This window comes from Streptomyces sp. NPDC058086 (genome assembly GCF_042885015.1).
Taxonomy (GTDB): domain Bacteria; phylum Actinomycetota; class Actinomycetes; order Streptomycetales; family Streptomycetaceae; genus Streptomyces.
This window is the reverse complement of the sequence record NZ_JBHVST010000114.1, coordinates 1-25,578: the sequence shown is the minus strand read 5'-3', so window position 1 is coordinate 25,578 and position 25,578 is coordinate 1. Positions and strand designations below refer to the sequence as shown.

The window sequence follows — 25,578 nt, the reverse complement described above, 5'->3', positions numbered from 1 at the left end:
AGTGAGGTGGCCTGGTGAGCGAAGTCAGTGCCGAAGAAGGAGCCAAAGTCAGTGCCGAAGACAGCGCCTATGACGTGGCGGTGATCGGCTATGGGCCCACGGGCGTCACCGCGGCGAACCTGCTGGGTGCGCTGGGCCTTCGGGTCGTCGTGCTCGAACGCGACGCCGAGGTCTTCTCCCGAGCCCGGGCCATCTCGACCGACGAAGAGGTCGTACGGATCTGGCAGCGCATCGGCCTGGCCGACCGGCTCAAGCAGGACATGCTGGCCGACCGGCCCCTCGACTTCGTCGACGCGCGGGGCCGCACCTTCATCAGCGCGCATCCCACCCCGCGCGGTCACGGCCATCCGCCGCAGATGTTCATCTACCAGCCGGCGCTGGAGCAGGTCCTGCGCGACGGGGTCGCCCGCCATCCGAACGTAGAAGTACTGCTGCGGCACGAGTGCCTGCGGCTGCGTCAGGACGCCGAGGGCGTGGAACTGACGGTGGTCGCCGCGACCGACGACTCCGTCCACCGCCTCCGTGCCTCGTACGTGATCGCGGCCGACGGCGGTTCCAGCCTCACCCGCGCTCAGCTCAACATCGGCTACGAGGGCCGGACGTACGAAGACCGTTGGGTGGTCATCGACACCGAGATGCTCAGGCCCTGGCCGGACCACGACCGACTGCGCTTCCGCTGCGACCCCGCGCGTCCCGCCGTCGACTGCCCCACCCCGCTCGGCCACCACCGCTGGGAGTTCCCGATCCTGCCGGGTGACGACGAGAAGGACCTGACCAGCGACGAGGCGGTGTACGAGTTGGTGGCCCGGTACGGGATCAGCCGGGACAGCGTCAAGATCCTTCGGGTCACCGTCTACAGCCACCACGTGCGCTTCGCCGCCCGCTTCCGCGCGGGCCGGGTCTTCCTCGCGGGTGACGCCGCCCACGCCATGCCGCCCTGGATCGGCCAGGGCATGGCCGCCGGCGTGCGCGATGTCGCGAACCTGTGCTGGAAACTCGACGCCGTTCTCCGTGGCGAGCTGCCCGCGACCGTGCTCGACAGCTACGAGACGGAGCGGAAACCGCACGTCAAGGAGGTCACCAAGCGGGCGGTGTTCGTCGGGCGGATGATCACCGAACGGCGACGGCCGGTGGCGAGGGTCCGAGACTCGGGGCTACGGGCCCTGAACCGCCTGCCCGGCTTCGGTGACTGGCTGCAGGACTCGAACTGGATCCCCGTGGCCCGCTACGCCGAGGGTCTGCAAGCCCGCTCCCGGACCCGCGCGTCCGGCTGTCAGATACCTCAGCCCTGGGTGACCGGGCCCGACGGCGAACGCGTACGGCTGGACGACGCGCTCGGCAGCCGCTGGGTGCTCCTGCACGCGGGATCGGCCGCGCCCCATCCCGCGTGGGACCGCCTGGGTATCCCCTCGCTCACCATCACGCCCGCCCGATCCCGCCCGGCGGACGGCACCCTCGTCGACAGCGACGACGTACTGCTCGCCTGGCTGGCCGGTCACCGCGCGGCCACCGTCGCCCTGCGACCGGACGCGTACGTCTACGCCGCCGCCCCCGCGGGCGCTCAACTCCCCTCACCCCCGGCCGGATTCGCTTCTGTGCCGCGCCCGATCCCGACCACCGCTCTGTGAGGACCGACATGACCACGCATACCGAACTGCCGCCGATGCGGGAGCGCCTGCTCGACGTCGGGGACAAGAAGATCTTCGTCGCGGAGGCCGGCGAAGGCCCTCCCGTCCTGCTGCTGCACGGCGGCGGTCCCGGTGCCTCCGGCGTCGCCAACTACGCCCGCAACATCGGGGAGTTGGTCAAGGAGTACCGGGTCGTCGTCCCCGACCTGCCCGGTTACGGACGCAGCACCAAGGGCGTCGACGGCGAGGACCCCTTCGGCCATCTCGCCGACGGTATCCGCGGCGTGCTCGACCGACTCGGCCTGGAGCGGGCCCACATGGTCGGCAACTCGTATGGCGGTGCCTGCGCCCTACGCCTGGCCCTGGACACGCCCGACCGGGTCGACCGCATGGTACTGATGGGCCCGGGCGGCATCGGCACCACCCGTGCCCTGCCCACCCCGGGTCTGAACAGCCTGCTGAACTACTACTCCGGTGACGGGCCTTCGCGGCTGAAGCTGGAGAAGTTCATCCGCGACCACCTCGTGTTCAACGCCGCCGACGTGCCCGACGAGGTCATCGACGCGCGCTACCGGGACAGCGTCGACCCGGAGGTCATCGCCGCACCGCCGCTGCGCCGCCCGTCCGGCCCGAAAGCCCTGCGCACCCTGTGGAGGATGGACTTCACCCGGGACCGACGCCTGTCCCGTCTGCGCGTGCCCACGCTGGTGCTGTGGGGCGCGAAGGACAAGGTCAACCGGCCCGACGGCGGGCGCATGCTGGCCGATCGCATGCCCAACTGCGACCTGTACCTGGCGGCGAACACCGGGCACTGGGTCCAGTTCGAACGCGCCGAGCTGTTCAACCGCCTGTGCGCCGGCTTCCTGGCCGGGCGCCGATGAACGCGCCTGGGGATCCGTCCGTCTTCGGTGCCGTCCGCCTCGGCTACATCGTCATCGAGACGAACCGCTTCACCGACTGGCGCCGCTTCGGCACCGACGCCATCGGCATGCACCATGACGCCCCCGACACCGGGCTCATGCGGTTCCGCCTCGACGACCGGCAATGCCGCTTCCTGCTGAGGCGCGGCCCGGCCGAGGACGTCGTGGCCACCGGCTGGCACATCGACGACCACGCCACCTTCGAACGGATCGAGGCCCGTGTACGCGCCCACGGCGTCCCGCTCGTCCAGGGCACCGCCGAGGAAGCCGCCCTGCGCGGTGTGGAACGCGTGCTGCGCTTCCCGGGACCCAAGGGCATCACGCAGGAGATCTGCACCACGCCGGTGAAGTCGGCGGAGCCCCTGCGCATGCTCGCCTCCGGATTCGTCACGGGCGATTCCGGCATGGGCCACGTGGCGATCACCTCCACCAGGCCGACGCGGATCCGCGGCTACTTCAACACCGTCTTCGACGCACGCCTGACCGACTGCATCGACGAGACCATCAGCGGCGTCAAACTCAAGATCCGCTTTCTGCGCGTCAACGAACGCCACCACTCCATCGCCGTCGCCGCCGTCCAAGGTCTGCCGATCGACCCGATCCGCACCCGCGTCCAGCACCTCAACATCCAGGCCGCCACCCTCGACGACATCGCCCAGAGCTACCAGCGCGTGTGTGAACTCGGCTTCGACATGGCGCTGTCCGTGGGACAGCACACCAACGACAAAGAGCTCTCCTACTACGCCCGCACGCCCTCGGGCTTCGAATGGGAGGTCGGCTGGAACCCCATCACCATCGACGAAGCCACCTGGCGTCCCACCACTCACCAGGGCATCAGCGTCTGGGGCCACACACCCGTCGGCCAGACCATCATCGACAAACTCGACCAGTTCCGACTCGGTGCCCGCTCCCTCATTCGCCCGGAAGCCACCGTCCCCGCCCTCAGCGGAACCGGCATCTGCGACGACTGACCGCCGGGCCGGACCCCGCCGGACTCGAACCGGAACAGATCCGGTTCCGGATCACGCTGAAGCACCCGTGGCAGACTGGGCGGGCGGCTCGTCCCGGTCCGTCGTTCACCCGATACTGATCCACCGAGGTTGTTTCCGTGCCCAAGCCCGTGGCCCGCGAGCCATTGCGACGTAATTCACGGTCCAACCGGGCGCGCATCCTGGCTACGGCCCGCGAAGAACTGGGACGGAACCCCGACGTCACCCTGGAGGAACTCGCGCGAGCCGCCGGTGTCGTGCGGCGCACCCTCTTCGGGCACTTTCCCGGACGCGCGGCGTTGCTGGAGGCTCTTGCCGAGGAGGCGTCCGAGGCGATTCGGAGCGTCGTCTCGGACGGAGCGAACTCGACGGAGCCGGCCGAGCGGGCCCTCGCGCACTTCGTGCTCTCCGTGTGGCCTGTAGGGGACCGCTATCGGATGCTCGTGGCACTGGCGCGGAAGGACCTGGGTATGGAACGCGTGGCCGAGATCCTGGCACCGGCCCGCGACGAGGCCACGGCCATCCTGGAGCGAGGGCAGCGGGACGGCGTCTTTCACACCCATCTGCCGCCCGCTGTGCTGAGCGCCGGACTGGAGGCCATGACGGTCGCGCTGCTGGAAGCGGTCAACACCGGGGCGCTGGACGACGACGGAACCCGGGTCGCCGTCGCCACGCTCATCGCGGCCGGTGTGCCGGAGGAACAGGCGGGTGCGGTGGTCGACGACGTCGCGTCCGCAGCGGTCGCGGAGACTGCCGCCGACGCGTGAGCCGTCGTACGGCTACCGATCGATCGGGACGAGGGCTTCGCCGACACCCTGCGTCTCGTCGACCGGCCGAGGACGCTCACATGACGGCGGCGTCGACCATGTCCAGGTCGGGCAGGTCCAGCGAGCAGATCCGCGCGGCCTCGTCGGCGGTCATGCCGAACTGGCGCAGCAGTCCACGGACGATCAGGTCCGAGGAGTTCGCATCGTCACGGTCGGGCTGCGCGTGCAGGAGTGAACCGAGGGCCAGTTGGGCGCCGACCGTCATGGCGAGGGCGAGGTCCGGATCCTCCACCTCGAAGCGCCCGGCGGCCGCCGCTGCACGGATGTCGCGCACTGCGGCACGCACGTCCTCGGGCTTCCTCTTCCTGCTCCGGCGGCGCCGGCAGCGCGGTGAACACGGTCGCGAGGTCCGGCGGGTTCGGAGACGGCGGTGGTGGTGAGCTGTGCCGTTCTCATGCCGTGGTCCTTCGGCTGCGGCGTTCGGCGCCCAGACGGGCGTAGTAGTCGACGAGGTCGGGGGCGTCCACGGCGGCGGGGTTGACGACCTGCTCGACGGCGGCGCCCTGGAGCAGGCGTTTGACCGGGACCTCGAGCTTCTTGCCCGTGCGGGTGTGCGGGATGGCCGGGACCTGGAGGATCTCGTCGGGGACGTGACGGGGGGAAGCGCCGGTGCGGATGGCGTCGCGGATGCGGTCGCGCAGGGCGTCGTCGAGGGCGACGCCGGGCGCCGGGACCACGAACAGCGGCATCCAGTAACCGCCGTCGGGTTCCTCCGCGCCGATGACGAGCGCTTCGGTGATCTCCGGGAGGCGTTCGACGACGTCGTGGATGTCGGCGCTGCCCAGGCGCACGCCGTTGCGGTTGAGGGTGGAGTCGGAGCGGCCGTGCACGATCACCGACCCGTGGGCCGTGTGGGTGATCCAGTCGCCGTGCCGCCACACGCCGGGGTACGCGCAGAAGTAGGCGTCGTGGTAGCGGGCGCCGTCGGGGTCGTTCCAGAAGGACAGCGGCATCGACGGCATGGGGCGGGTGACGACCAGTTCGCCGACCTGGTCGACGACCGGAAAGCCTTCGGTGTCGTACGCGGCAAGTGCCACACCCAGGTGCGGGGCCGACAGTTCCCCCGCCCAGACCGGGGTCGTGGGCGCGCTGCCGGCGAAGCCGGAGACGATGTCGGTACCTCCACTGATGGAGGCGAGCAGGACGTGACCTCCGACGTGGTCGCGGACCCAGGGGTAGGCGGAGGCGGGCAGCGCGGAGCCGGTGCAGCCGACGACGCGGATCGACGACAGGTCGTGCACCGACGGGTCGATGCCGAACTTGGCCATGCCCAGGAGGTATTGCGGGCTGGTACCGAAGACGGTGACGCGGTGGCGGGACGCCAGCTGCCACAGGACGTCGGGGCGGGTCAGCGGGGCGGGACTGCCGTCGTAGGTGCAGGTGGTCGCGCCGGTCAGCAGGGTGGAGACGACCAGGTTCCACATCATCCAGTGGGTGGTGGTGTACCAGAGGAGGCGGTCGCCGGGGCCGAGGTCGGAGTGCAGGCCGCAGGTCTTGAGGTGTTCGAGCAGAACGCCACCGTGGCCGTGGACGATGCCCTTGGGCAGGCCGGTGGTGCCGGAGGAGAAGACGACCCACAGGGGCTGGTCGAACGGTACGGGTGCACAGGCGAGTTGCTCGGTGCGGGTGGAGGCGTCCTCCCACGGGATGACCAGCGAGGGGTAGTTCCGCGAGGGCCAGGGCAGCCCGACGTGGTCGACCAGCAGGGTCGCCTTCAACGTCGGCAACGAATGGGCCAGTTCGAGGGCGGCCTCCCGGCGGTCATGGGCGGTGCCGTTGAAGAGGTAGCCGTCGGCCGCGATCAGAACGGTGGGTTCGAGCTGCGCGAAGCGGTCGGCTGCGGCCTTGGGGGCGTAGTCCTGCCCGCACACCGACCAGACGGCGCCCAGGCTCGCAGCCGCCAGGAACGCCACGATCGCGTGCGGGGTGTTGGGAAGGTAGCCGACGACCCGGTCGCCCGTGCCCACGCCGAGGTCGCGCAGGGTCGCGGCGACGGAGGCGACCTGGGCGCGCAGCCGCTTCCCGGTCACCTCGTAGCTGGAGCCGGTCTCGTCGAGGGCGACGATCGCCACGTCGTCGTTCGCGAGGCCGCGCAGGGCGTGGTGGGCGTAGTTGAGGGTGGCGCCGGAGAACCAGCGGGCGCCGGGCATCCGTTCGTCCTCCAGTACCCGCCGGTAGGGCGTGGCCGCCTCGATGTCGAAGTACTCCCACACCGCGCCCCAGAATCCTTCGAGGTCGGTGACCGACCAGTGGTGCACAGAGGCGTAGTCCGAGTCCACGGCGACACCCCGGTGCTCGACTGCCCATTGGGCGAAGTCCACGATGCGACTGGCGGCTGCGGCTTGCGGATCAGGAGTGAAGAAGGGGGCCGGGTACGGCGTGTTCATCGCGTCGTGCTCCTCGACAGGGATTTCTCAACGGTCGGTTGGGAAGGGAAAGGGCTTCGTGTGGTGTGCAGAAGGGACGCCCAGCCGACGGTGTCCGCGAAGTCGCCGCCGCCGGGCGGGACGACGTCCATCACGACACGGTCCGGCCGCAGCAGCACGGCGTCCGCCCGCCCCTCGCGCAGCCAGGCGGCGAGACGGCCGTCGTCACCCAGGTCGGCCACGGGAACGGTCAGGGCACCGAGGCCGTCGGCGACCGCCTTCAGCGAGGGCGAGAGCGGTACGGCGGTCAGCACGGCGAAGGAGTCGCCGAGCAGTTCGTCGAGGCGGGCGCGCCGTCCGTCGACGGTCACCCACGGCTGGGGGCAGAAGGTGCCCACGAGACCGCGGCCGCCCCAGCGGGCACGACGGCGGACGAGCGGCCCCGCGGTCAGGGCGGGACTGAGGTCGCGTGCGGCCGCCGTTCTCAGGCCAGGGATACGGACGGCCGCGCTCAGGACACTGCGGCGGACGGCCGCGGCACCGTCCTGGCCGCCGGTCATGGCCCAGCCCATGGCGACCGCGAGCCTTACCGCGCGGCGGGCGTGCGGCTTGCGTTCGCTCTCGTATGTCTCCAACAGCCGCTCGTCGGCGCCCTGTTGGAGGACCTGGGCGAGCTTCCAGGTGAGGTTGTAGGCGTCGCGCAGGCCCGCGCACAGTCCTTGCCCGATGAACGGCGGGGTGAGGTGGGCCGCGTCGCCGAGGAGAAAGACACGCCCGCGGCGCCAGCGATCGGCGACCCGCGCCCGGAAGGTGTACTGCGCCTGCCGCATCACCTCGAAGTCGGCACCGTGCGCGAGGTCCACCCAGGGAGCGATCAGCTCCCGCAGCCGCTCGTGACTCAGCGCCGAGTCGTCCCGCAGCCGGAACTCCCAGCGGTAGCGGTCCTCGCTGACGCGCATGAACGTCGCCGGTCGCCGCGGATCGCAGACCTGATCGACACCTTCCCAGCAGCGGACCGGGAGACTGGTGCGCACGTCGATGACCGTCCAGCGTTCCTCGAAGCGCAGGTCCTCCCACGCGGCGCCGATGGCGTCGCGGATCAGGCTGCCCGCGCCGTCGCAGCCGAGGACGGCGTCCGCCCGCAGAAGGTGTTCCCTCTCGTCATCGCGGAAGGTCACGCGGACCGGACCGTCGCCGTCCTGTTCGACGCCGACGACCTCCACCCCGCCGCGCAGTTCGCACTGCGGGGTGCGAGCGAGGGCGTCGCGCAGCAGCCGTTCCAGCTCCGGCTGGTCGAACATGCTGGTCTGCGGGAAACCGTGGGCTCCCTGCGCGGCGCGCGGAAACTCGGCCATCACCCGGTGCCCGGCGTCCAGCAGTCGCAGCCCTCGCGCGGGGCGGGCGATCGCGGCGAACTCCTCCTGGACCCCTGCGGCCTGGAGGATGCGACGCACCTCGTCGTCCGTGGCGACGGCGCGCGGCAGAGGGTAGACATCGTGGTGGCGTTCGAGGACGACGGTCCTCACGCCACGCCGGGCCAGCAACAGGGCGGCGGTCACGCCCACGGGCCCCGCTCCGACAATCACCACGGGTACGTCTGCCGAGTTGTGCTGGACGGTCATGTGCGGCTCACTTCGGGTCACGGTTCGCGTCGGTCAGTTCGCGTCGGTCACGGGCGTGCGCTGCTCACCGAGGTCGATCCGCCCGTCCGGCGTGGCGATCGTCCCGGTCACCACATCGCCGTGCCGGAGGTAGTGCGGGTTCTTCGCCTGGCTCTTGAAGAACGCCTTCCACTTCATGGCGGGCGGCAGCAGCGAGCCGATCTTCTCGACGGCCTTGGGGGGAGCCTTGAGCGCGGTGCCGCCAGGGGTGCCGGTCAGCAGCAGGTCCCCGGGAGCGAGGGCCTGGAAGCGGGCCAGCAGGGTCAGCGCCTGCGCCGGGCGGACGATCATGTCGGCGAGGGTGCGGTCCTGCCGCAGGTCGCCGTTGACGGACAACTTCAACCGCAGGTCCAGGAGATGGGCGAAGTCCTCCGGCTCCAGCAGGGCCAGGTAGGGGCCGGTCGGTGTGAAGGTCGGGTACGACTTGCTCTCGTAGAACTGCGTCTTGGTCAGCTGTACCTCACGGGCGCTGACGTCGTTGGTGATCACGAGCCCGGCGACGTAGGCGGGGAGGTCCCGCTCCTCGACGACGGTGCCGACCCGGAGGGACGCACCCATGACCAGGCCGAGCTCTATCTCGTAGTCCAGGAACTTCACATGCTGCGGGCGGACGATGCTCTCGTGCGGGCCGCTGACCGAGCCGGACGCCTTGCGGAAGAAGGCGGGCGGGATGTCGCCGGTGAAGCCCGAATCGCGGGCATGGCTGCGGTAGTTGACCATCTGGGCGACCACGCGGCACGGAGTGGTGACAGGAGAGAGGGCTACCAGGTCGGCGACCGGAGTACCCGGATCGCCGGAGTCGGCTGCATCCCGGACGGTGGTCCGATCGGCGAGCAGCTCGGCAGTGGTGACGGCCTTGGTGTCGATACGGACGGCGCGCGCGTCACGCGCCACCCACCAGCCGTCTGCGGTACGCAGGACATTGGTGCTCATGTCAGTGCTTTCTTCAGGGGGTCGGGGGTCAGGAGTTCGCGGCCTTCAGCAGGCCCAGAAGGCGCGCCGGGTCCATCTCGTTGTCGCCGCGCAGGGCCTGGATGACGTCGCGGATCCTGGCGGGGGAGGGGCCGGCGCCGAGGAAGTCGCGGGTGGCCGGCGGGCCCCACTGGGCGAGGCCGCTGGTGGACATGGGCGCCCAGCCGGGTTCGAGGTCGCTGGAGAACAGGTCGCCGTCGGCGAAGTGCTCCAGCATGAAGTGGTCGGGGTCGCGCCAGTAGTCGAAGAGCTGGCTGCCCTGGATGTGCCGGCCGATGCCCCAACTGCGCTTGTATCCACGCTCGCCCAGGTACTCGCCGCCGGCGGCGATCGAGTCGAGGTCGGTGACCTGGTAGGCGGAGTGGACATGGCCGTTGCCCGGCCCCAGGTGCATGGCCAGGGTGTGGTGGTCGGCCGGCACACTCCCCAGGTCGCAGCGGATGAACGCCATCGTCGGACCACGGTCGCGCTGCCCGTCCAGGAACAGGAAGTCGGACACGATCATCCCGAGCGTGTTGAGATACCAGTCCAGAGCGCGAGCGAACACCCTGGTCTCCAGCACCACATGACCCAGGCGCTGGATGCGGGACGGCTCCCGGGGCGGCCGCTGCATGACGTTCGTACGACGGTGGTCCGTGCCGAAGTTGAGAAGCAGCGGCTGCTGTTCGGGCAGCCCCGGCAACTGCTCGCCGCAGTGCACGACCCGGACCGGGAAGCCGGAGGGGTCGAGCAGGTCGACGACCCTGCCGCCGCCGGGGACGTCCGCGTCGCGTACGTCCGAGCCGGTGGCGCGGGCCAGCCGGTCCAGGTCGGCCCGCTCGGCCGCGCGGAACGCCGGGCCGATGAAGCTGCCGGCGCGCCCCTTGCGGATCACCATGCACGGCGAGCCGGCGAAGGTGCCGCGCAGCCACAGCTCACGGTCGGTGCGCGCGGCGATCCCGAAGCCGAAGTCACGGGCGAACACCTCGGCCCGGTCCAGGTCGGGCTTCTCGAACTCCAGCCAGGCCAGGTCGGCCACCTTGATCACAGGGTTTCGGGACCGGCCCGGGTGCTCACCGCGCAGGGTTCCCTGCTCACTGTGGAGGTCCTGGTGGGCCGTCCTGGCGTCCGTGACGCCGACTGCGTTGACGCGGGTTTCGGACATGGTGTCCTCCAAGCAACATTGCCGTAATGAGGAAATCATCAGCTTTGAAGCTTCGATCGTCAATAGCTGGATCGGGCGTGAGTGACGAAATCATCAGAGTTGGACTGATCGATTCATCAGAACTGTGGCATTGGGGTTCTCATGGGTGGACTCGCGCGTATGCCGACGTCAGCCCTGCCCCGCAACCGCTTCGAACGACGCTGCGCCGAGACGCGTCAGGCGCTCGTCAGAGCGGCCGGGCAGATGCTCGCCGAAACCGGGGACACCAGCGCGAGCATCCAGGCCATCGCGGAGCGCGCCGATGTCGGCTTCGGCTCCTTCTACAACCACTTCGAGTCGAAGACGGAGCTGTTCGACGCGGCGGTCATGGACGCCCGAAGAGCTCGGCCAGACCTTCGACGAGCATCTGCAGGGCATCGACGACCCGGCGGAACTCGTCGCGGCGGGCTTCCGGCTCAGCGCCCGCCTGGCCGACTCCCGACCTGAACTGATGCAGGTTCTGCGCCACCGCGGCCTCGGCCACATCCACTCCACATCGGGACTGGCTCCGCGCGCCGAGCGTGACCTGGCGGTCGGCATCGCCTCCGGCCGGTTCACCATCGCCGATCCGACCGTCGCCCTGACCGCCCTGGGCGGCTCCCTGCTGGCGCTGGTGGAGCTGCGGTTCGCCCGCCCGGAACTCGACGGGGACGAGGCGGCCTCGAATCTGGCCGAGATGCTGCTGCGCATGCTGGGCGTTCCCCCGGAGGACGCCCACGACGTCGCCCGGCGCCCGCTGCCCGACCTCGCTGACCTCGACTGACACGAGCGCCGAGCGCCGTGGCCGAGCCCGTCCGCGAACCGATGCGACGCACTGCGCCTTCCAACAGGGCGGGCCCTCGCCGGCACTCCGACCTGACACCCCCGAGGGATCACGCGGACGACGGACTCGGGTGGAAGGTGACCGACTTACCGGTGAAGCGGGCGCTGATCCCGCTCTTCGTGGTGGTGACCGACCGCAGGTGCAGCCCCTCGGGGATGTTCTGGAGGGGGACGGGCTCCTCCAGGGCCCTGTCGAGCAGGGACTTCACGGGAGGGATCAACTCGCCCTGGGTGACGCGGACATCGGTGAAGGCGATGCGGTTGCCGCCGGCCGCCGAGACGGCGGTACTCACGGTCACGTCGCCGACGAGCGGCAGGCTGGCCCGCACATCGACCCGGCCCGGCTCGTCGCCCTGCGAGACGTCCAGGCCGAGCGCGCCCGACACGTCCTCGTACGACAGGAAGGCGGTCGCCTCGACGCTGCGCGCATGGGCCTCGCCGGCGCTCCCCGAGGTCTTCAGCCCGTCGAGGCCGACGGTCAGTTCCGTCACCGGTAGCGGCCGGGTCGTTCCGCTCGCCGGGATGTCGTGGGCGGTGATGTCGACGTGCCGCAGGCTGCCCTCGGCCAGCTGAGTGAGTACGGGAAAGCCGCTGACGTGCACCGAAGGCCGCTGCGGGGTCGCCATGCCCTCCTGGAACGCCTCCGCCGTACGGCTCTCCGCGCGGGCCGCGGCAACACGGTCGACGACGACAGTGCCGGCCAGCACCGCTGCCAGGGACGCGACGGCGATGATCCTGCGCCGCCTCCTCGGGGCCGGGGAGCTCGCATACAAGGCGGCGTCACCGTAATAAGGCTCGCCCACGGACTCCTCGTCATGCTGGGACTGGTACATGGCTTTCCTCTCGGGTCTCTCGTTAAGTGATCTCCGGACGTGCGTACAAGCCGCCGGAGTCGGACGTGGACGTGGTTTCTAGGCGCTGACGCGCTCGGGACGCCCGAGCCGGCGGACCTGTGTGACGGCGAGGTCGCCGTCCGCCCCCACCGCGATCAGCGCGGCGGTCGCGGTGCGCGTGCCGTCGTCGCGCCAGGTCCCGGCGTTCACGCACTCCAGGAGCGCCAGCAGATGCCCTTCGAGTGCGCGACTGAGCGGCCCGGGCGGAACGCTGGTCCGGAAGGCGCCCTGCCGCTGTCCTCGCTCGATGATCGACGCCGCCATGTCGCGGGCGGGTGCGAGGACTTCGTTCACGCGTTCCGCCCCCAGGTCCTGGGGTGCGAGTCTCAGCAGCATGCGATAGCGGTCGCCGACGGGCCACAGGGCCAGGACGAAGCTCGCCATGGCGGTCACGGCGTCGGGATCGCGGATCGTCACGGCTGCCAGTGCCCGTCTCAGCGCCTCCGCGGCGTCCGCGACGAGCCCCTCGACCAGCGCGGACCGGCCGGCGAAGTGGTCGTAGACGGTACGACGCACCACGCCGGCTGCCTCGGCGATGTCACCGAGGCTGCTGTCGGGATCGCGGCCGAGTTCCTGCCTTGCCGCTTCGAGGATGCGGGCCCGGGTCAGCTGTGTCTGGTGGCGCCCGCCGCCTGTGACGCGTGGGCTGGTCATGTCGGACCTCCGGTCGACGGGGGAGGGTGCCTCGATATTTGCACATCAATGGGCAACAAACTAGTCTGCACATCACTGGGCAAATAACTGCCCTCAGTGCCGTGGCCGTGCCCGCACTGCTCATGCCGACCCACCACCCCTTGAAGCTGCCGCTTGGCCCTGAGGAGCTTCCGATGCCGCTCTTTGCCCGCACGCCCGCCGAGAAGATGACGGAGCCGTATCCACGACGCTGGTGGGCCCTGCTGGTGCTGTGCCTGAGCCTGCTGATCGTGGTCATGGCGAACACATCGCTGATCGTGGCCGCGCCCGACATGACCAGGGACCTGGGCCTGTCCAGCAGTGACCTGCAGTGGGTCATCGACGGCTACACCGTCCCCTATGCCGCGCTGATGCTCGTACTGGGCTCGATCGGCGACAAGTACAGCCGTCGTGGCGCGCTGATCCTGGGCCTGTTGGTCTTCGCGGGCGGCTCGGTGATGGGCGGCCTGGTCGACGAGACCGACTTGGTCATCACCGCCCGCGCGATCATGGGCATCGGCGCCGCCGTCGTGATGCCGGCCACCCTGTCCCTGCTCGTCGCGATCTTCCCCAGGGCGGAGCGCGCCAGGGCCATCACGGCCTGGAGCGCCACCTCCGGCCTCGCCATCGCCGCCGGCCCGCTGGCAGCCGGCTGGCTGCTGAAGAACCACGCCTGGGGCTCGACCTTCCTGATGAACGTCCCCATCGCGGTCGTCGGCGTGGTCGGCGCACTGCTCCTGGTGCTGCCGTCGAAGGCGGAGAAGCTGAGCGGGATCGACTACGTCGGCGGGCTGCTCTCGATCGTCACCGTCGGCAGCCTGGTCTACGCGACCATCGAGGGCCCGCACTTCGGCTGGGGCACCGGCCCGATCACTGCGGCCGTGGTCGCCGGTCTTGGCCTGCCGGTCTTCGTCGCGTGGGAGCTGCGCCACCCCCACCCCATGCTCGACGTGCGCAAGTTCAAGGAGCGCCCCTTCAGCGGCTCCATGCTCTCGGTGCTGTTCTTCTTCTTCGGCACCTTCGGCTCGATCTACTACGCCACCCAGTTCCTCCAGTTCGTCCTCGGCTACAACGCGCTGGACACCGGCGTACGACTGCTGCCGCTGGCCGGAGCCGTCTTCGTCGGCGCCGCGGTGACCGGACAACTGGCCCGAGGGCTGGGCGTGAAGCTGGTGGTGGGAACCGGCATGGCGGTCGGCACCGCGGGCGTCTTCCTGCTCACGCGGATCGAGTCGGGCTCGACCTACACCGACTTCCTGGCGCCTTTGCTGCTGCTCGGCTTCGCGATCGGTCTGAGCCTGTCCCCGGCCACCGACACCATCATGGGTTCCTTCCCCGAGTCGGAGCTGGGCGTCGGCGGCGGTGCCAACGACACCGCGCTGGAACTCGGCGCCTCCCTGGGCATCGCCGTCCTCGGCTCGCTCCTCGCCACGTCCTACAAGGACAAGCTGACCGACCTGGTCGGCGGCCACCTCCCGGCCGCGGCGATGGACACCGCCAAGGACTCGGTGGGGGGCGGGCTCGCGGTCGCCGAACAGGTCGCGAAGAACCCGGGCGGCGGACCCCAGCAGGCCCAGACCCTGACCGGCGCGGTCCACGAGTCCTTCGCCCACGCCATCGCCCACACCAGCCTCATCGGCGGCATCATCATGGCTGCCGGAACCCTGATAGTCCTGGCGGTCCTGCCCGGCCGCCGGGCCGTCGGCAAGCACCGTCAAGGGGAACCGGTGGCAGCGGAAGCCGACCGGGGCGAGGAGTACGCCGACTCCGTCCGCTGATCCGCTCCCCCCAGGAATTCTGCCCGGCCTCCTCTCGGCGAGGCCGGGCGGAGTGCGTCGGCCGATCTCGCGGGCGTCGACCGGCGGAAGGGCAGCAGCACGGTCGTCGAGGCGCCTGCCCCGTCCGCTTCCCGCCGATGCGGTCTCGCCTGTTCGGCGTAACGTCATTCTTGTGGACGTCACCACGGACAGCCTTGTGTCCCGTGCCGCGCATGAGCTCGGCCTGAGCGCGGACAGGCTGATCGCGGATGTGGAGCGGTGCCTGCGACGTGAAGTCCCGGAGCTGTCGCAAGACCCGGACATCGCCCGCATGACATCGGAGAACATCGCCGAGCACATAGGCGCCGCCTTGGCCGGCCTCGAACAGGGCATCGAGCTGAGCCGGATCGATCCGCCCGTCGACGACGTCGAACGGGCGCGTCGGCTGTCCCGGCGAGGAATCCCCCTCAGCGCGATGCTGCGAGCTCACCGGCTCGCACAGGGCATCGCTCTCGACAGGCTGCTCGAAGAGCTGCCGCGCCTGACGAGCGACGCCGAGCTGATCAGCGCGGCGGCACGCAAACTGAGCGCGACGACGACCGGATACGTGGACCGAACCTCCGAGCAGGGCGTCACGGCGTTCCAGGAAGAGCGGGACCTCCGACTGCGGTGGCGGCTGGCGATGGTGAACGAGGCCGGCATGCGCATCGGCACCACCCTGGACATCTCCCGAACGACGCGGGAACTGGCAGACCTCGCCACCGAGCACTTCGCCGACCTCGCCACCGTCGACCTGCTCGATTCCGTGCTCCACGGACACGACACCCCGCAGGACAAGCCGCTGGTACTGCGCCGGGTCGCCCAGCGGTCGGTGACCGAGGACTGCCCGGAATCGACCATCACGCAGCAGCTCCACGCCTACCCGGAAGGATCACCGCCGGACCGCGCCCTGACCACCGGACAGCCTTCACGGCACCACCTCGACCGGGCTCACGACCGCTCGTCGGTGAACCCGGGACCCGGCCGCGGCGTCGACGCCCACCAGACCCACTCGACACTGGTCGTTCCCCTGCGTGCCCGTGGCACCGTCCTGGGCGTCGCGCAGTTCTCCCGCCACCGCAATCCCAGCCTCTACGACGACGAGGACCTGCTCCTCGCACAGGAGATCGCCGCCAGGGCAGCCGTCGCCGTCGACAATGCCCGCCGATACACCCACGCCCGCGCCACCGCCCTCAGCCTCCAGCGCAGCCTGCTCCCGCCGTGTATGCCACGGCAGTCCGCCGTGGAGGTCGCCTGCCGCTACCTGCCCGCCGGCCCCGAGGCCGGCGTAGGCGGCGACTGGTACGACGTCATCCCGCTGTCGGGAGCCCGAGTCGCCCTGGTGGTGGGCGACGTGGTCGGCCACGGCATCCACGCGGCCGCCACCATGGGCCGGCTGCGTACCGCCGTTCGCACCCTGGCCGACATCGACCTGCCGCCCGACGAACTCCTCACGCACCTGGACGACGTTGTGCTGCGCCTGTCCGCAGAAGCCTCCACCGACCCGGACATCGAAGCCGGCGGGGACATCGGTGCCACCTGTCTGTACGCGGTCTACGACCCCGTCAGCAGTTGCTGCACCCTCGCCCGCGCGGGCCACGTGCTGCCTGCCACGGTGACCCGGGACGGCACCGTCGACATCCTCGACCTGCCACCGGGCCCGCCGCTCGGCCTGGGCGGCCTGCCGTTCGAAGCCGCCGAGGTCGACCTGCCCGAAGGCAACCTCCTCGCCCTCTACACCAACGGCCTGATCGAAGGCCGCGACCACGACATCGACACCGGCCTCATCCTGCTGCGCCAGGCCCTCGCCCAGCCCACCGCCTCTCTGGAGGTCACCTGCGACACTGTGCTCGAAAGCCTGCTACAAACTCGCCCGGACGACGACGTGGCCCTGCTCCTGGCCCGCACCCACGCCCTCGGGAGCCTTCAGGTCGCCAGCTGGGACCTGGCGGCCGACCCTGCCGCAGTCGCCGGGGCCCGGTCGAGAGTCTCCCAACAACTGAGCACCTGGGGGCTGGAGGACCTCGAATTCACCACCGAACTGGTGGTCAGCGAACTGGTCACCAACGCCATCCGCTACGGCAGGCCCCCCATCCAACTGCGCCTCATCCACGACCGCGCCCTCCTCTGCGAGGTCTCCGACGCCAGCAGCACCACCCCACACCAGCGCCGCGCCCGTACCTACGACGAGGGAGGACGCGGCCTGCTCCTGGTCGCCCAACTCACCGAGCGCTGGGGCACACGTCATGCCCGGCACGGCAAGACGGTCTGGGCGGAGGTGAACGAGTCCGCCGCATTCCCGACATTCGCTCCCGTGTAACCCGGCGGGGACAGGGCGAGGAGACCACTCGCAGAGCGATGCGAGAGCAGGGAGGGAAGGGGGGTGAGTACCGGATGAGGCTTCCAGCACTCCAGTCGTAGATCGTGATCTTGCCGGTCGATGCAGGTCTCGGGCCGAGCCGATCCCCGCCTCGACCGGTCCGGCCCGATGCGCTTGCCGTCTCAGTTGGCCTGGTCTGTGGGGGTGCTGGCGGCGATATCCGTGCCGTAGAAGCGGCCCTGGTCACACAGGGCGTCGATCTCGGCGATTTCGTCCTCGCCGAGTTGTCCGTCCAGCGCGACGCCGAGGACGTCTCGGGCGCGGGCCAATCGCCGAGCGACATCCCAGTCGGCGATGAACTTGCCGACGGTGTACTCGTCGGCGGTTCCGGAGGCCTGGCGGGATCCGAGTCGGTCGAGGGAAACCACGAACTCATTCAGGTCCTGCAGGACTGCGACGACCTCGTCGAGGGGTATGCGGATCTCTCGGGAGGACATGTCCATCGGCCGATTCAACTCCAGAGCTGGTACTCCGGTCCAGATCGTGGTCTTGCTGGTCGGGGCTGGTCCGGAACGGGTGCGGCCACCGGTGATCATCGGTGTGTGAAGACAGAAGAACAGACGGTGGCCGCAGGTAACAGCATTGATCCTGCCCGCTGGCGCGACATGTTCGAGGTCCTGAAGCCTTCCGACTTCGCGATGGGCCCAGTGACGTGCTCAGCGGGGCGGCTTGACCAGCCCCACCTCATAGGCGGTGATCACGAGGTGAACCCGGTCCCGGGCGCCCAGTTTGGTGAACAGCCGCGACACGTGCGACTTGGCGGTGGCCACCGTGATGAAGAGTTCCTCCGCGATCTCGCTGTTCGACCGGCCACGTCCGACCAGGGCCAGCACTTCCCATTCCCGCTCGGTGAGGCCCTCGACCGGCCGTGGAGGGCGCTCCGGGGCAGCCACGGGGCGTCCGACGAAGTCCGCGATCAGACGGCGCGTCACGCTCGGCGCGATCAGTGCGTCGCCGGCAGCGACCGCGCGGATCGCCGCGAGGATGTCGTCCAGCTCCATGTCCTTGACCACGAAACCGCTTGCGCCGGCTCGGAGCGCGCCATACACGTGGTCGTCCTCGTCGAAGGTGGTCAGCATGAGGACGCGGGTCGTTGCCGGACCGGCCGTGATCTGGCGCGTCGCCTCGATCCCGTCCATGCCGGGCATCCTGATGTCCATCACCACGACGTCGGGGCTGACATTCCTGACCAGTTGGACCGCCTCGGCGCCGGTGGCGGCCTCACCGACGACCTCCAGGTCGGGGTGATCGGCCATGATCACGCGCAGACCGGACCGTACCAACGGCTGGTCGTCGGCGAGCACGACGCGGACAGTCACCGGGCCTCCAGCCGAACTCCGATGGTGTTGGGCAGCGGCAGTTGCGCCGCCACCTGGAAGCCGCCCTCCGGACGCGGCCCGGCGCTGAGGTGGCCGTGCAGCAGGCCGACCCGCTCCCGCATGCCGACGATGCCGAAGCCGTGGGCCAAGCCGTTCTCGGTGGCGCCGCGCCCGTCGTCGACGACCTCCACGGACAGCTCCTCGTCCCCGTAGTCGACGGTCACCCTGCAGTGCCCGGTGCCCGCGTGACGGACCACGTTGGTCAGCGCCTCCTGCACGATACGGTAGGCGGACAGGTCGATGTCGGCCGGCAAGGGCCGCTGCTCCCCGCTGAAGCGCACGTCGACGCGTACCCCCGCGTCCGCGGTCGCCGCCGCGAGCAGCTCGATGTCCGCCAGTCCCAGTGAGGGCGCGCGAGATGACTGCCCCGCGGCCGCTGACTCCGGGTCGGCCTGACGGAGCGCCACCAGCGTGCGCCGAAGGCCCGACAAGGTCTCCCTGCTGGTGGCCTCGATGGCTCGCAGCGCCTCCCGGGCCTCCGCGGGCTGCGTCTGGATGACCCGGCTGCCCACCCCGGCCTGGATGGCAATGATGCCGATACTGTGCGCGACCATGTCGTGCAACTCCCGTGCGATCCGCAGCCGTTCGGCGGTCACGGCCTCGGCCACCTCCTGCGCGCGCAGCGCCACCGCGTGCTCGCGGCGCTCGCGACTGAGCAGACCGACCGTGCACGATGCGGCCATCGCCAGAAGGGCGATCACGCTGTTTGCCGTCAGGTTGTCACCGTGCGCGAAGCCGCCGATCAGCAGGAGTTGCACGATGAGGGACACGGCCACCGCGACGATCGAATCCCGTCGCGTGCGGGTTGCGACGATGAAGCCCAGGACAAGGTCCACCGCCAGATACGAGAGGAACTCGCCCTGATACGACAGCGCCAGGCTCGCACGCGCGTGGCGGGGCGGCATCACCACCACGGCGGTGGCGCCGAAGAGTGCCATGGCCAGAGCCAGCAACGGCACCCGGCGCAGTACACCGGCGAGCAGGCTCACGGCCAGTAGCGACCCGACGGCGTGGACCGTGCCGGAAGCCCGGGGCGCGCCGCCCAGCAGCAGAAGGAGCATGAAGAGATACAGGACACCCCCGATCCAGGCCATGACCGCCGTCCTCGGCACCGTCGGTGTGCCCTTTCGAGAGCGAGGTTGCGATGCGAAACCGCAGGCAGTCGTCGGGGCGGTCGGTGTGGCGTCCATGCCGTGAGACTAACCAGCCGCCGCCCGCGCGGCATCGGCCCCGGGACGTACGCCCGCGGGCTGACCCGGCGGCGTGATTGCCGCCCCCGGGCCAATGCCCGGCGGGAGGCCTCCCGGCAGGGTTGACCCTGTGATCGAAGTCAGCGAACTCACCAAGCGCTACGGCAGCAAGACCGCCGTCGACCATCTGTCCTTCACCGTTCGGCCGGGCCAGGTCACCGGATTCCTCGGCCCCAACGGAGCCGGCAAGACCACCACCCTGCGGTTGATCCTCGGCCTGGACGCGCCAACCGCCGGTGCCGCCACCGTCAGCAACGTCCCCTTCCACAGCCACCCACGCGGACTGCGGCACGTCGGTGCCCTCCTCGACGCCACCCGGGTCCACGGCGGACGCAGCGCCGCCGCCCACCTGTCCGCGCTGGCCCACAGCAACGGCATCCCGCTGCGCCGGGTGGACGAGGTGCTGCAGGAGGTGGGGCTGGCCGATGCGGCGACCCGTCGCATCGGCGGGTTCTCACTCGGCATGAAACAGCGGCTCGGTATCGCCACCGCCCTGCTCGGAGATCCGCCCGTGCTGATGTTCGACGAGCCGATCAACGGCATGGACCCGGAAGGCGTTCTCTGGGCGCGCCGTCTGTTCCGGCGTCTGGCCGCCGAGGGGCGCACCGTCTTCCTCTCCAGCCACCTGATGTCGGAGATGGAGAACACCGCCGACCGGCTCGTCGTCATCGGCCGGGGCCGGCTCATCGCCGCAGAGTCGGTAGGGGACTTCGCGGCCCGCAGCACCCGCCTCAACGTTGTGGTGGGCAGCCCGCAGGCTGCCGCGCTGGCAGCGGTGCTGGCCGCCGCAGGCGCATCGGTCGCGCCGCAGGACTCGACGGGCACCGAGAAACTCGCCGTGACCGGGCTGTCGGCAGAGCGGATCGGAGCGCTTGCCTTCGAGAACCAGATCATGCTGAACGAGCTGACCACCCGAACCGCCTCACTCGAGGAGGCGTTCATGGAACTCACCGCCGACAGCGTCGAATACCTGGCAGGACAACCCCGATGACTACGATCAACTCCGTCCCTCCGACCACGTCGGACGCGCCGGTCGCCGAGCCGCCCGCCCGCTTCCACGACCTCCTGGCCGCGGAGTGGGTCAAGATGTGGTCCCTGCGCTCCACTCCGTGGACGATCGCACTCACGATCCTGTTCGTCATCGGGTCCGCCGCCGCGGCCGCACTGGCGGACTACAAGAACTTCGAGGGCTCCGGCGCGAGCATGCGGCCGCCCCCCGACTTCCTGCCCTTCGACGCCTATCCGCCGGCCGGCTACATGACGCTGATGCTCGTCGCCGGCAGCGTCGGCGCCATCACCGTCGCGAGCGAATACAGCAGCGGCCTGATCGGCACCACCACCGTGGCCGTCCCTGCCCGCGGCTCAGTGGTGTTGGCCAAAGCGGTCGTGACCGCCGGCGTGTGGACCGCCGTCGGCACGGCCGTCTCCACCGGTTCCTTCCTGGTCTCCCAGGCCATACTCAACGGGCGGCACGCAGGCGTCCCGATCACCCACCCCGGGGTCCTCCGGGCGCTGGTGGCATCCGCGCTGCTGGCCCCGGTCTGCGCACTCGTCGGCCTGGGACTCGGCGTCCTGATCCGGCACAGCGCCGCGACCATGGTCACCAGCGTCTTCGTGCTGTTGATGCTGCCCACGATCTTCTCGCAGAGCAAGCGCTGGTCCGCCGACGTCAACCACGCGATGGTCGTCACCGCCTGGAAGCGCCTGGTCCAGAACTGGCCGCCGGATCCCGAATCCCTCGGCTACACCGCCACGGTCGCCGGCTCCTGGATCGTGTACGCCGTTTGGCCGCTCGTCGCGGTCGTGCTCGCGTTGGTCGTCGTGCGGCGCCGCGACGTATGAAACCGCGGCAGGTGCTGATTCAGGACTGTGGGCTGCGGGAGTTGGCGGAGCCGTTCGTCGTGTCCGGTCCGGCCGGTACAGCGGTCCGGACCCGGCTCAAACACCTGACTACCGTCGGCTCGTCCGGGACCTCGGCGTGAAGCCGCTGTTCGCCCGCCGGGTCACCGAGCACGGCTCCGGACTCGGTGCCCAACGCTGATTCGTGGAGCGAGTGTTCGCCCATCTGCACTGGTTTCGCCGCCTACGGATCCGCTGGGAGGTTCGCGATGACATCCACGAAGCATTCCTCAGGCTCGGATGCGCACTGATCTGCTGGAGGCGGCTCATGTCATCGCGGCGGTTGTCCTAGAAGGGGGGCCAGCCCGAATCGGCGGGAGGCGTGGGATGAATCCGTTTCCCGGCGCCGCGCATCTCCAGCGGCCAGCGCTGGTCGATGGCGGCCGCGGCCTTCTTGCAGAGTTGGCAGGTATCCTGCCCTTCCGGCGTCCACATGCCGTACGGAGAGGGGGTCAGCCTGTCGCTCACTGTGCCGCACAAGGTCATGCCGACGTCCTCGTAGGCATGGGCATCGTCGTAGGCGTGCGACACGTCCCCGGGCAGCTCCGGTGATTCTGCCTGCTCCCAGCGCAGGTCCACGGGCTGGTACTGCGGCCGGGAGACCTCCTGCGGCTGGTGTCCCAGCTCGGTCCATGCGTAGCACCAGGGGCAGAACCACCGCTCCTTCACCCGCAGGTCCCATTCCGTCTGTGGTTCCGATACCGGCATCCTTCGCATTTCGTGTCCACATACGTCACAGGTCACATCCCGATCCTTCCATGTGGCATTGCTCAAGGAAGCACGGTGGGTGGTGTCCAGGCTGCTGCCGGTCAGGTCTATGACGAGCTGCCGGCCTGCATGGAGTGTCAGGCGGGGCAGGAGCGCACGTACGTCGGCGGCGCTGTCGTTGTCGAGTTCTCCGGTCAGTTCGACGACGGGCCCGGCGGGGGTGGCGCGAGTTCCCTGCGGTGGCGACGTGGACGCCGTCGTCGAAGCCGTGTCCCCCTACGTGGACGCCGGGTTCACCGAGGTCGCCCTCGTACAGATCAGTGGCGAGCACCAGGAGCCGTACCTGGAGTGGGCACAGCAGAAGCTGCTTCCCGCCCTGCGCGAACTGTAAAGGGCCGAGGACACCCGAGGTGACCATGAAACGCGCTGCGATCTTCGACGTCGACGGAACACTTGTCGACACCAACCACCTGCATGACGTCACCTCGTGGGAGGCCTTCCGGCAGGCGGGCCACCACGTCCCCATGCGTGAGATTCACCGTGCCGTGGGCCTCAGCGGTGGCGACCTGATCGACCACCTGCTCGGCGACGTGCGCGACCCTGACGACGACGAGCAGCTCACGGCGGCCCACCATGCCCTCTACGCGACGTACTTAGAGCGACTGCCGTCACTGCGCTCGGCGGCCGACCTGCTGCGCGCTCTGGCCGCGCGAGGCTGGGAGATCGTACTGGCCACCTCGGCGGGCGGTGCGGAGCTCGCCGCGCTACGAAGTGCCATCGACGCGGACGACGTCATCCTCGGGTCAGCCAGCCCGGACGACGTCGCCGACGGCAAACCCGCCCCCGACCTGTCGAACAGGCCAGGGAACTCGCCGACGTACCTGGCGAACGAGCCGTGTTCGTCGGAGACACCGTCTGGGACATGGAAGCCGCCGTACGAGACGGCGTGGTCCCCGTAGCGGTACTGTCCGGCGGGATCCCGCGTGCGGACCTGGAGGCAGCCGGCGCTCGCGCGGTGTACCGAGACCCCGCCGACCTCCTGGAACGCTTGGATACCAGCGTCTTTGCCGACCCGGCGGTCAGGCAGAGCTGATGGGCGATCTCGGACTGGGGGCTCACATGGTCAGGCCCGCGTCTTCCTCGCCCTGAGGTCTGTGGGCCTGCCAACGGCAAGGGCGCGCAGGCGAGCGAAGGTCCGACCGTGTGGGCCCCTGAGAACTCCCAACCGCCTTCGCTGGCCCAGGTGGGATGTGGATCAGAGTCCCCCTTCAAAACATGGTGGTCGCGCGGGGGTCGGTAGCAGACCATGGCTGTTGAAGGCCAACCGATTCCCTGTCGCATCAGTCCTCCCGTGGACGCAGGGCGAGCCCGGCGCTGCCGTTGACCTTCCTTAGGTACGAGGTCAGCCGGCAGTGAGTAGGGAGTCGTCCTGAGGGCGGGCGCCGGGCAGTTGGTGCCGGGCGGCGACGAGGGCGACATGGACGTCCCGGGTGCCGGTCGACACGCTCAGCGTGTAGGCGACGTCTGCCGTCCGCTGCCGTACGGCGGGGCTGCCGTTCTCGGCGTGCAGCGCGTGCAGCGTCTCGTACTGCTCGAGCAGGTCGTTCAACACGGCGGGGTGAGCCAACAGCACCAGAGGTCTCCATTCACGCGAACCTGTCACTCGCGATGCGGAAACCCCCGGTCAACTCTCCCACGCGGTTGTGGTCTCAGCAGGTCGCGTGGCACGCGTTCGTTCCAGGTACGGGACTCATCCATGTCCTGGACCCCGAAGGCGAGTTCCGAGGAGTAGGCAAGCGTGGACTTCAGACACGTCGGGAAGGGCACATCCTCGGATGGAGACTTTTCGGGTCATCTCCAGAAGTACCGACGACGGGCATTTGTCACTCGGCGTGCACCGGCCGTCTTCAGGACAAAGATCGGACGCAGATTGCTGATCCACAACCACACCAGGAAGACGATGACCTCGGCCATCGTGCCGTAGGTCTTGTTGTAGGAGGCGAAATTCGCAACATAGAACGCGAATCCGCCGGAGGTTATCAGCCAGATCGCAAGGGCGAGGACACAGCTTGGTGAGGGTGCGGGAAAGCAAGCGGGAGACGTGCATCTGGGAGAAGCCGAGGTGCTCGCCGATCTGGGCCTGGGTGAGCTCGTCGACGAACCGAATGTGATGATGCGCCGTTCGAGTTCGTCGAGTTCGGCGATCATGGGGGCCAGGGCGTTGAAGTCTTCGACGAGTCTGAGGGCGGTGTCGTCGGCGCCGAGAAGTCGGCCAGCGCGGCTTCGCCGTCGTCGCTGGAGCTGATGGCGGCCTCGACCGCTTTGCGGACCGGTTGCGGAGCCGTCGTGACCAGCGCATGGTTTAAACAGCAATTCGAGCCTCATTGGAGGGCGACGGGTCATGAGCAAGGCGAAGTCAAAGGCCAAACAGGTCAAAGGAAAGATGAAAGAGACCACTGGCAAGGCCATGGACGACGAAGGCATGCAGGCCGAGGGCCGTGGTGAGCAGATCGTCGGGAAGGCGCAGGAGACCGCGGAAAAGGCGTCGGACCGTGTGAAGAGGACCGGTCGGTAGGACTGCTAGCTCCGGCGACGCATTCGACGGGACGCACCAAGCCGAGCGAACGCCGAGAACGAACATCTCGTCGGTCGGCACTACCTGCGGTTTGCCTGCGTGAGCCGAATCGAGGCGGTCGGGAATGCGCCGACCGCCTCGGTCTGTTGCGCGCCACGGCGCAGGCAGTTCGACCCGTCTGGCGTCGGTCGCTGCGCGGTGCGCGCGGAACACAGGTTGCGGTGCGTTCGAAGGGGCACTCGGTGGGTGACCACCGAGGTGGGGGTCGATCCGCGTTCCATCGAGGTTGATCCGCGCTCCATGATGAGGGCGTTGTCAGGCAGGTCAGGCGGTACGACGATGAAGAGCGACGCAGCACTGCACGGTGAGGTCACCACCAGTCACTCGGTGTTCGGAGCACCCTGCTGGGCGAGTCTGACCATGCGCGGTCTGCAGGCGGCGGAGGAGTTCTACCACGCCGTGTTGGGCTGGGAGTGGCACACGGGCGCCACGGTGGGTGACCAGTACCGGGTCGCGAGCGTGCACGAGGTCCCGGTCGCAGGGATCTCGGAGGTGAACTTCGGGGTGAATGCGTGGACCCCGTATTTCGCGGTGGCGAATGCGGACGAGACGGTGTCCCGCAGTCAGGAGCGTGGGGGTACGACCGCGGTGGGACCGC

The 25,578-nt window shown here is 69.6% G+C and carries 21 protein-coding genes and 7 pseudogenes; 14 read left to right on the top strand and 14 right to left on the bottom strand.

The window, feature by feature from the left end:
• The first annotated feature begins 14 nt into the window (after nucleotides 1-14).
• The 4 genes from ACFVWD_RS48275 to ACFVWD_RS48260 all read left to right on the top strand — a co-directional run bounded on the left by ACFVWD_RS48275 (nucleotide 15) and on the right by ACFVWD_RS48260 (nucleotide 4,304).
• Nucleotides 15-1,628, top strand: a complete 1,614-nt coding sequence (locus ACFVWD_RS48275) for a bifunctional 3-(3-hydroxy-phenyl)propionate/3-hydroxycinnamic acid hydroxylase (RefSeq protein ID WP_389604753.1) — start codon at nucleotides 15-17, stop codon at nucleotides 1,626-1,628.
• Nucleotides 1,629-1,636: 8 nt separating this feature from the next.
• Nucleotides 1,637-2,509 carry an alpha/beta fold hydrolase gene (locus ACFVWD_RS48270; RefSeq protein WP_389604751.1) on the top strand — a complete coding sequence of 291 codons (873 nt, stop codon included), beginning with the start codon at nucleotides 1,637-1,639 and terminating at the stop codon, nucleotides 2,507-2,509.
• The gene (locus tag ACFVWD_RS48265; RefSeq protein WP_389604749.1) at nucleotides 2,506-3,519 is read left to right on the top strand and encodes a VOC family protein; all 1,014 of its coding nucleotides are present in this window, start codon (nucleotides 2,506-2,508) and stop codon (nucleotides 3,517-3,519) included. The genes ACFVWD_RS48270 and ACFVWD_RS48265 overlap by 4 nt, the downstream gene beginning before the upstream one ends.
• A 137-nt stretch (nucleotides 3,520-3,656) precedes the next feature.
• Nucleotides 3,657-4,304 (top strand): TetR/AcrR family transcriptional regulator, encoded by a 648-nt coding sequence (locus tag ACFVWD_RS48260; RefSeq protein ID WP_389604747.1) that lies wholly within the window; start codon nucleotides 3,657-3,659, stop codon nucleotides 4,302-4,304.
• A 76-nt stretch (nucleotides 4,305-4,380) separates the two neighbouring features.
• Here the strand turns inward: ACFVWD_RS48260 and ACFVWD_RS48255 are convergent, their stop codons facing one another.
• The 5 genes from ACFVWD_RS48255 to ACFVWD_RS48235 all read right to left on the bottom strand — a co-directional run bounded on the left by ACFVWD_RS48255 (nucleotide 4,381) and on the right by ACFVWD_RS48235 (nucleotide 10,507).
• Nucleotides 4,381-4,650 carry a hypothetical protein gene (locus tag ACFVWD_RS48255; protein ID WP_389604745.1) on the bottom strand — a complete coding sequence of 90 codons (270 nt, stop codon included), beginning with the start codon at nucleotides 4,648-4,650 and terminating at the stop codon, nucleotides 4,381-4,383.
• A 106-nt stretch (nucleotides 4,651-4,756) separates the two neighbouring features.
• Nucleotides 4,757-6,751: an acetoacetate--CoA ligase gene (locus ACFVWD_RS48250; protein WP_389604743.1), complete on the bottom strand. Its 1,995-nt coding sequence runs from the start codon at nucleotides 6,749-6,751 to the stop codon at nucleotides 4,757-4,759.
• Nucleotides 6,748-8,373 carry a bifunctional 3-(3-hydroxy-phenyl)propionate/3-hydroxycinnamic acid hydroxylase gene (locus ACFVWD_RS48245; protein WP_389604741.1) on the bottom strand — a complete coding sequence of 542 codons (1,626 nt, stop codon included), beginning with the start codon at nucleotides 8,371-8,373 and terminating at the stop codon, nucleotides 6,748-6,750. The genes ACFVWD_RS48250 and ACFVWD_RS48245 overlap by 4 nt, the downstream gene beginning before the upstream one ends.
• Before the next feature lie 12 nt (nucleotides 8,374-8,385).
• Nucleotides 8,386-9,324 carry a fumarylacetoacetate hydrolase family protein gene (locus tag ACFVWD_RS48240; RefSeq protein ID WP_389604739.1) on the bottom strand — a complete coding sequence of 313 codons (939 nt, stop codon included), beginning with the start codon at nucleotides 9,322-9,324 and terminating at the stop codon, nucleotides 8,386-8,388.
• Nucleotides 9,325-9,352: 28 nt separating this feature from the next.
• On the bottom strand, nucleotides 9,353-10,507 hold the full coding sequence (locus tag ACFVWD_RS48235) for a VOC family protein (protein WP_389604738.1): 1,155 nt from the start codon (nucleotides 10,505-10,507) through the stop codon (nucleotides 9,353-9,355).
• Nucleotides 10,508-10,666: 159 nt separating this feature from the next.
• On the opposite strand from ACFVWD_RS48235, the pseudogene ACFVWD_RS48230 reads away from it, so the two are divergent.
• Nucleotides 10,667-11,309 (top strand): annotated as a pseudogene (locus tag ACFVWD_RS48230) (TetR/AcrR family transcriptional regulator).
• 109 nt (nucleotides 11,310-11,418) lie between these two features.
• Here the strand turns inward: ACFVWD_RS48230 and ACFVWD_RS48225 are convergent.
• On the bottom strand, nucleotides 11,419-12,201 hold the full coding sequence (locus ACFVWD_RS48225; protein ID WP_389604736.1) for a DUF2993 domain-containing protein: 783 nt from the start codon (nucleotides 12,199-12,201) through the stop codon (nucleotides 11,419-11,421).
• Between the two features lie 78 nt (nucleotides 12,202-12,279).
• Nucleotides 12,280-12,915, bottom strand: a complete 636-nt coding sequence (locus ACFVWD_RS48220; protein ID WP_389604734.1) for a TetR/AcrR family transcriptional regulator — start codon at nucleotides 12,913-12,915, stop codon at nucleotides 12,280-12,282.
• A 173-nt stretch (nucleotides 12,916-13,088) separates the two neighbouring features.
• Here ACFVWD_RS48220 and ACFVWD_RS48215 point away from each other — a divergent pair, with 173 nt between their 5' ends.
• Together ACFVWD_RS48215 and ACFVWD_RS48210 are read left to right on the top strand one after the other, a co-directional pair.
• A complete protein-coding gene (locus tag ACFVWD_RS48215) occupies nucleotides 13,089-14,711 on the top strand; it encodes an MFS transporter (protein WP_389604733.1) in 1,623 nt (540 codons plus the stop codon).
• A 172-nt stretch (nucleotides 14,712-14,883) separates the two neighbouring features.
• Nucleotides 14,884-17,049 (top strand): SpoIIE family protein phosphatase, encoded by a 2,166-nt coding sequence (locus ACFVWD_RS48210; protein WP_389604732.1) that lies wholly within the window; start codon nucleotides 14,884-14,886, stop codon nucleotides 17,047-17,049.
• A gap of 182 nt (nucleotides 17,050-17,231) precedes the next feature.
• Here ACFVWD_RS48210 and ACFVWD_RS48205 read toward each other — a convergent pair whose 3' ends face one another.
• The 3 genes from ACFVWD_RS48205 to ACFVWD_RS48195 all read right to left on the bottom strand — a co-directional run bounded on the left by ACFVWD_RS48205 (nucleotide 17,232) and on the right by ACFVWD_RS48195 (nucleotide 19,582).
• Nucleotides 17,232-17,552 carry a hypothetical protein gene (locus tag ACFVWD_RS48205; protein ID WP_389604730.1) on the bottom strand — a complete coding sequence of 107 codons (321 nt, stop codon included), beginning with the start codon at nucleotides 17,550-17,552 and terminating at the stop codon, nucleotides 17,232-17,234.
• Between the two features lie 213 nt (nucleotides 17,553-17,765).
• Complete coding sequence (locus tag ACFVWD_RS48200) at nucleotides 17,766-18,428, bottom strand: response regulator (protein ID WP_389604729.1); 663 nt, start codon at nucleotides 18,426-18,428, stop codon at nucleotides 17,766-17,768.
• Complete coding sequence (locus tag ACFVWD_RS48195; RefSeq protein WP_389604727.1) at nucleotides 18,425-19,582, bottom strand: sensor histidine kinase; 1,158 nt, start codon at nucleotides 19,580-19,582, stop codon at nucleotides 18,425-18,427. The genes ACFVWD_RS48200 and ACFVWD_RS48195 overlap by 4 nt, the downstream gene beginning before the upstream one ends.
• Nucleotides 19,583-19,808: 226 nt before the next feature.
• On the opposite strand from ACFVWD_RS48195, the gene ACFVWD_RS48190 reads away from it, so the two are divergent.
• The 3 genes and pseudogenes from ACFVWD_RS48190 to ACFVWD_RS48180 all read left to right on the top strand — a co-directional run.
• Nucleotides 19,809-20,729 (top strand): ABC transporter ATP-binding protein, encoded by a 921-nt coding sequence (locus ACFVWD_RS48190; RefSeq protein WP_389604726.1) that lies wholly within the window; start codon nucleotides 19,809-19,811, stop codon nucleotides 20,727-20,729.
• Nucleotides 20,726-21,580, top strand: a complete 855-nt coding sequence (locus tag ACFVWD_RS48185) for an ABC transporter permease (protein WP_389604724.1) — start codon at nucleotides 20,726-20,728, stop codon at nucleotides 21,578-21,580. Before ACFVWD_RS48190 ends, ACFVWD_RS48185 begins: the two co-directional genes overlap by 4 nt.
• 130 nt (nucleotides 21,581-21,710) lie before the next feature.
• Nucleotides 21,711-21,929, top strand: a pseudogene (locus ACFVWD_RS48180) (IS5/IS1182 family transposase); the annotation flags it as partial.
• On the opposite strand, the gene ACFVWD_RS48175 reads toward ACFVWD_RS48180, so the two are convergent.
• A complete protein-coding gene (locus ACFVWD_RS48175) occupies nucleotides 21,926-22,345 on the bottom strand; it encodes a hypothetical protein (RefSeq protein ID WP_389604723.1) in 420 nt (139 codons plus the stop codon). The pseudogene ACFVWD_RS48180 and the gene ACFVWD_RS48175 overlap by 4 nt on opposite strands.
• Before the next feature lie 220 nt (nucleotides 22,346-22,565).
• Between ACFVWD_RS48175 and ACFVWD_RS48170 the strand changes: the two are divergent.
• Both ACFVWD_RS48170 and ACFVWD_RS48165 read left to right on the top strand, forming a co-directional pair.
• A pseudogene (locus ACFVWD_RS48170) lies at nucleotides 22,566-22,736 on the top strand (LLM class F420-dependent oxidoreductase); the annotation flags it as partial.
• A gap of 25 nt (nucleotides 22,737-22,761) precedes the next feature.
• Nucleotides 22,762-23,438: pseudogene (locus ACFVWD_RS48165) on the top strand (HAD family hydrolase).
• A 309-nt stretch (nucleotides 23,439-23,747) separates the two neighbouring features.
• Here the strand turns inward: ACFVWD_RS48165 and ACFVWD_RS48160 are convergent.
• From ACFVWD_RS48160 to ACFVWD_RS48150, 3 genes and pseudogenes are all read right to left on the bottom strand, one after another.
• Nucleotides 23,748-23,978 (bottom strand): DUF5133 domain-containing protein, encoded by a 231-nt coding sequence (locus tag ACFVWD_RS48160; RefSeq protein WP_389604722.1) that lies wholly within the window; start codon nucleotides 23,976-23,978, stop codon nucleotides 23,748-23,750.
• A gap of 293 nt (nucleotides 23,979-24,271) precedes the next feature.
• Nucleotides 24,272-24,421: pseudogene (locus ACFVWD_RS48155) on the bottom strand (YhjD/YihY/BrkB family envelope integrity protein); the annotation flags it as partial.
• Nucleotides 24,411-24,666: pseudogene (locus tag ACFVWD_RS48150) on the bottom strand (sigma-70 family RNA polymerase sigma factor); the annotation flags it as partial. The pseudogenes ACFVWD_RS48155 and ACFVWD_RS48150, both read right to left, overlap by 11 nt.
• Nucleotides 24,667-24,746: 80 nt before the next feature.
• Between ACFVWD_RS48150 and ACFVWD_RS48145 the strand changes: the two are divergent.
• On the top strand, nucleotides 24,747-24,920 hold the full coding sequence (locus ACFVWD_RS48145; protein WP_389604720.1) for a CsbD family protein: 174 nt from the start codon (nucleotides 24,747-24,749) through the stop codon (nucleotides 24,918-24,920).
• 339 nt (nucleotides 24,921-25,259) lie between these two features.
• A pseudogene (locus ACFVWD_RS48140) lies at nucleotides 25,260-25,578 on the top strand (VOC family protein); the annotation flags it as partial.

Excerpts from the sequence above, each read along its gene's own strand:
- ACFVWD_RS48270 (WP_389604751.1), top strand. The coding sequence starts at position 1,637 with ATGACCACGCATACCGAACTGCCGCCGATGCGGGAGCGCCTGCTCGAC.
- ACFVWD_RS48265 (WP_389604749.1), top strand. The coding sequence starts at position 2,506 with ATGAACGCGCCTGGGGATCCGTCCGTCTTCGGTGCCGTCCGCCTCGGC.
- ACFVWD_RS48250 (WP_389604743.1), bottom strand. The coding sequence starts at position 6,751 with ATGAACACGCCGTACCCGGCCCCCTTCTTCACTCCTGATCCGCAAGCC.
- ACFVWD_RS48240 (WP_389604739.1), bottom strand. The coding sequence starts at position 9,324 with ATGAGCACCAATGTCCTGCGTACCGCAGACGGCTGGTGGGTGGCGCGT.
- ACFVWD_RS48235 (WP_389604738.1), bottom strand. The coding sequence starts at position 10,507 with ATGTCCGAAACCCGCGTCAACGCAGTCGGCGTCACGGACGCCAGGACG.
- ACFVWD_RS48225 (WP_389604736.1), bottom strand. The coding sequence starts at position 12,201 with ATGTACCAGTCCCAGCATGACGAGGAGTCCGTGGGCGAGCCTTATTAC.
- ACFVWD_RS48220 (WP_389604734.1), bottom strand. The coding sequence starts at position 12,915 with ATGACCAGCCCACGCGTCACAGGCGGCGGGCGCCACCAGACACAGCTG.
- ACFVWD_RS48215 (WP_389604733.1), top strand. The coding sequence starts at position 13,089 with ATGCCGCTCTTTGCCCGCACGCCCGCCGAGAAGATGACGGAGCCGTAT.
- ACFVWD_RS48205 (WP_389604730.1), bottom strand. The coding sequence starts at position 17,552 with ATGGACATGTCCTCCCGAGAGATCCGCATACCCCTCGACGAGGTCGTC.
- ACFVWD_RS48195 (WP_389604727.1), bottom strand. The coding sequence starts at position 19,582 with ATGGCCTGGATCGGGGGTGTCCTGTATCTCTTCATGCTCCTTCTGCTG.
- ACFVWD_RS48185 (WP_389604724.1), top strand. The coding sequence starts at position 20,726 with ATGACTACGATCAACTCCGTCCCTCCGACCACGTCGGACGCGCCGGTC.
- ACFVWD_RS48175 (WP_389604723.1), bottom strand. The coding sequence starts at position 22,345 with ATGCCGGTATCGGAACCACAGACGGAATGGGACCTGCGGGTGAAGGAG.
- ACFVWD_RS48145 (WP_389604720.1), top strand. The coding sequence starts at position 24,747 with ATGAGCAAGGCGAAGTCAAAGGCCAAACAGGTCAAAGGAAAGATGAAA.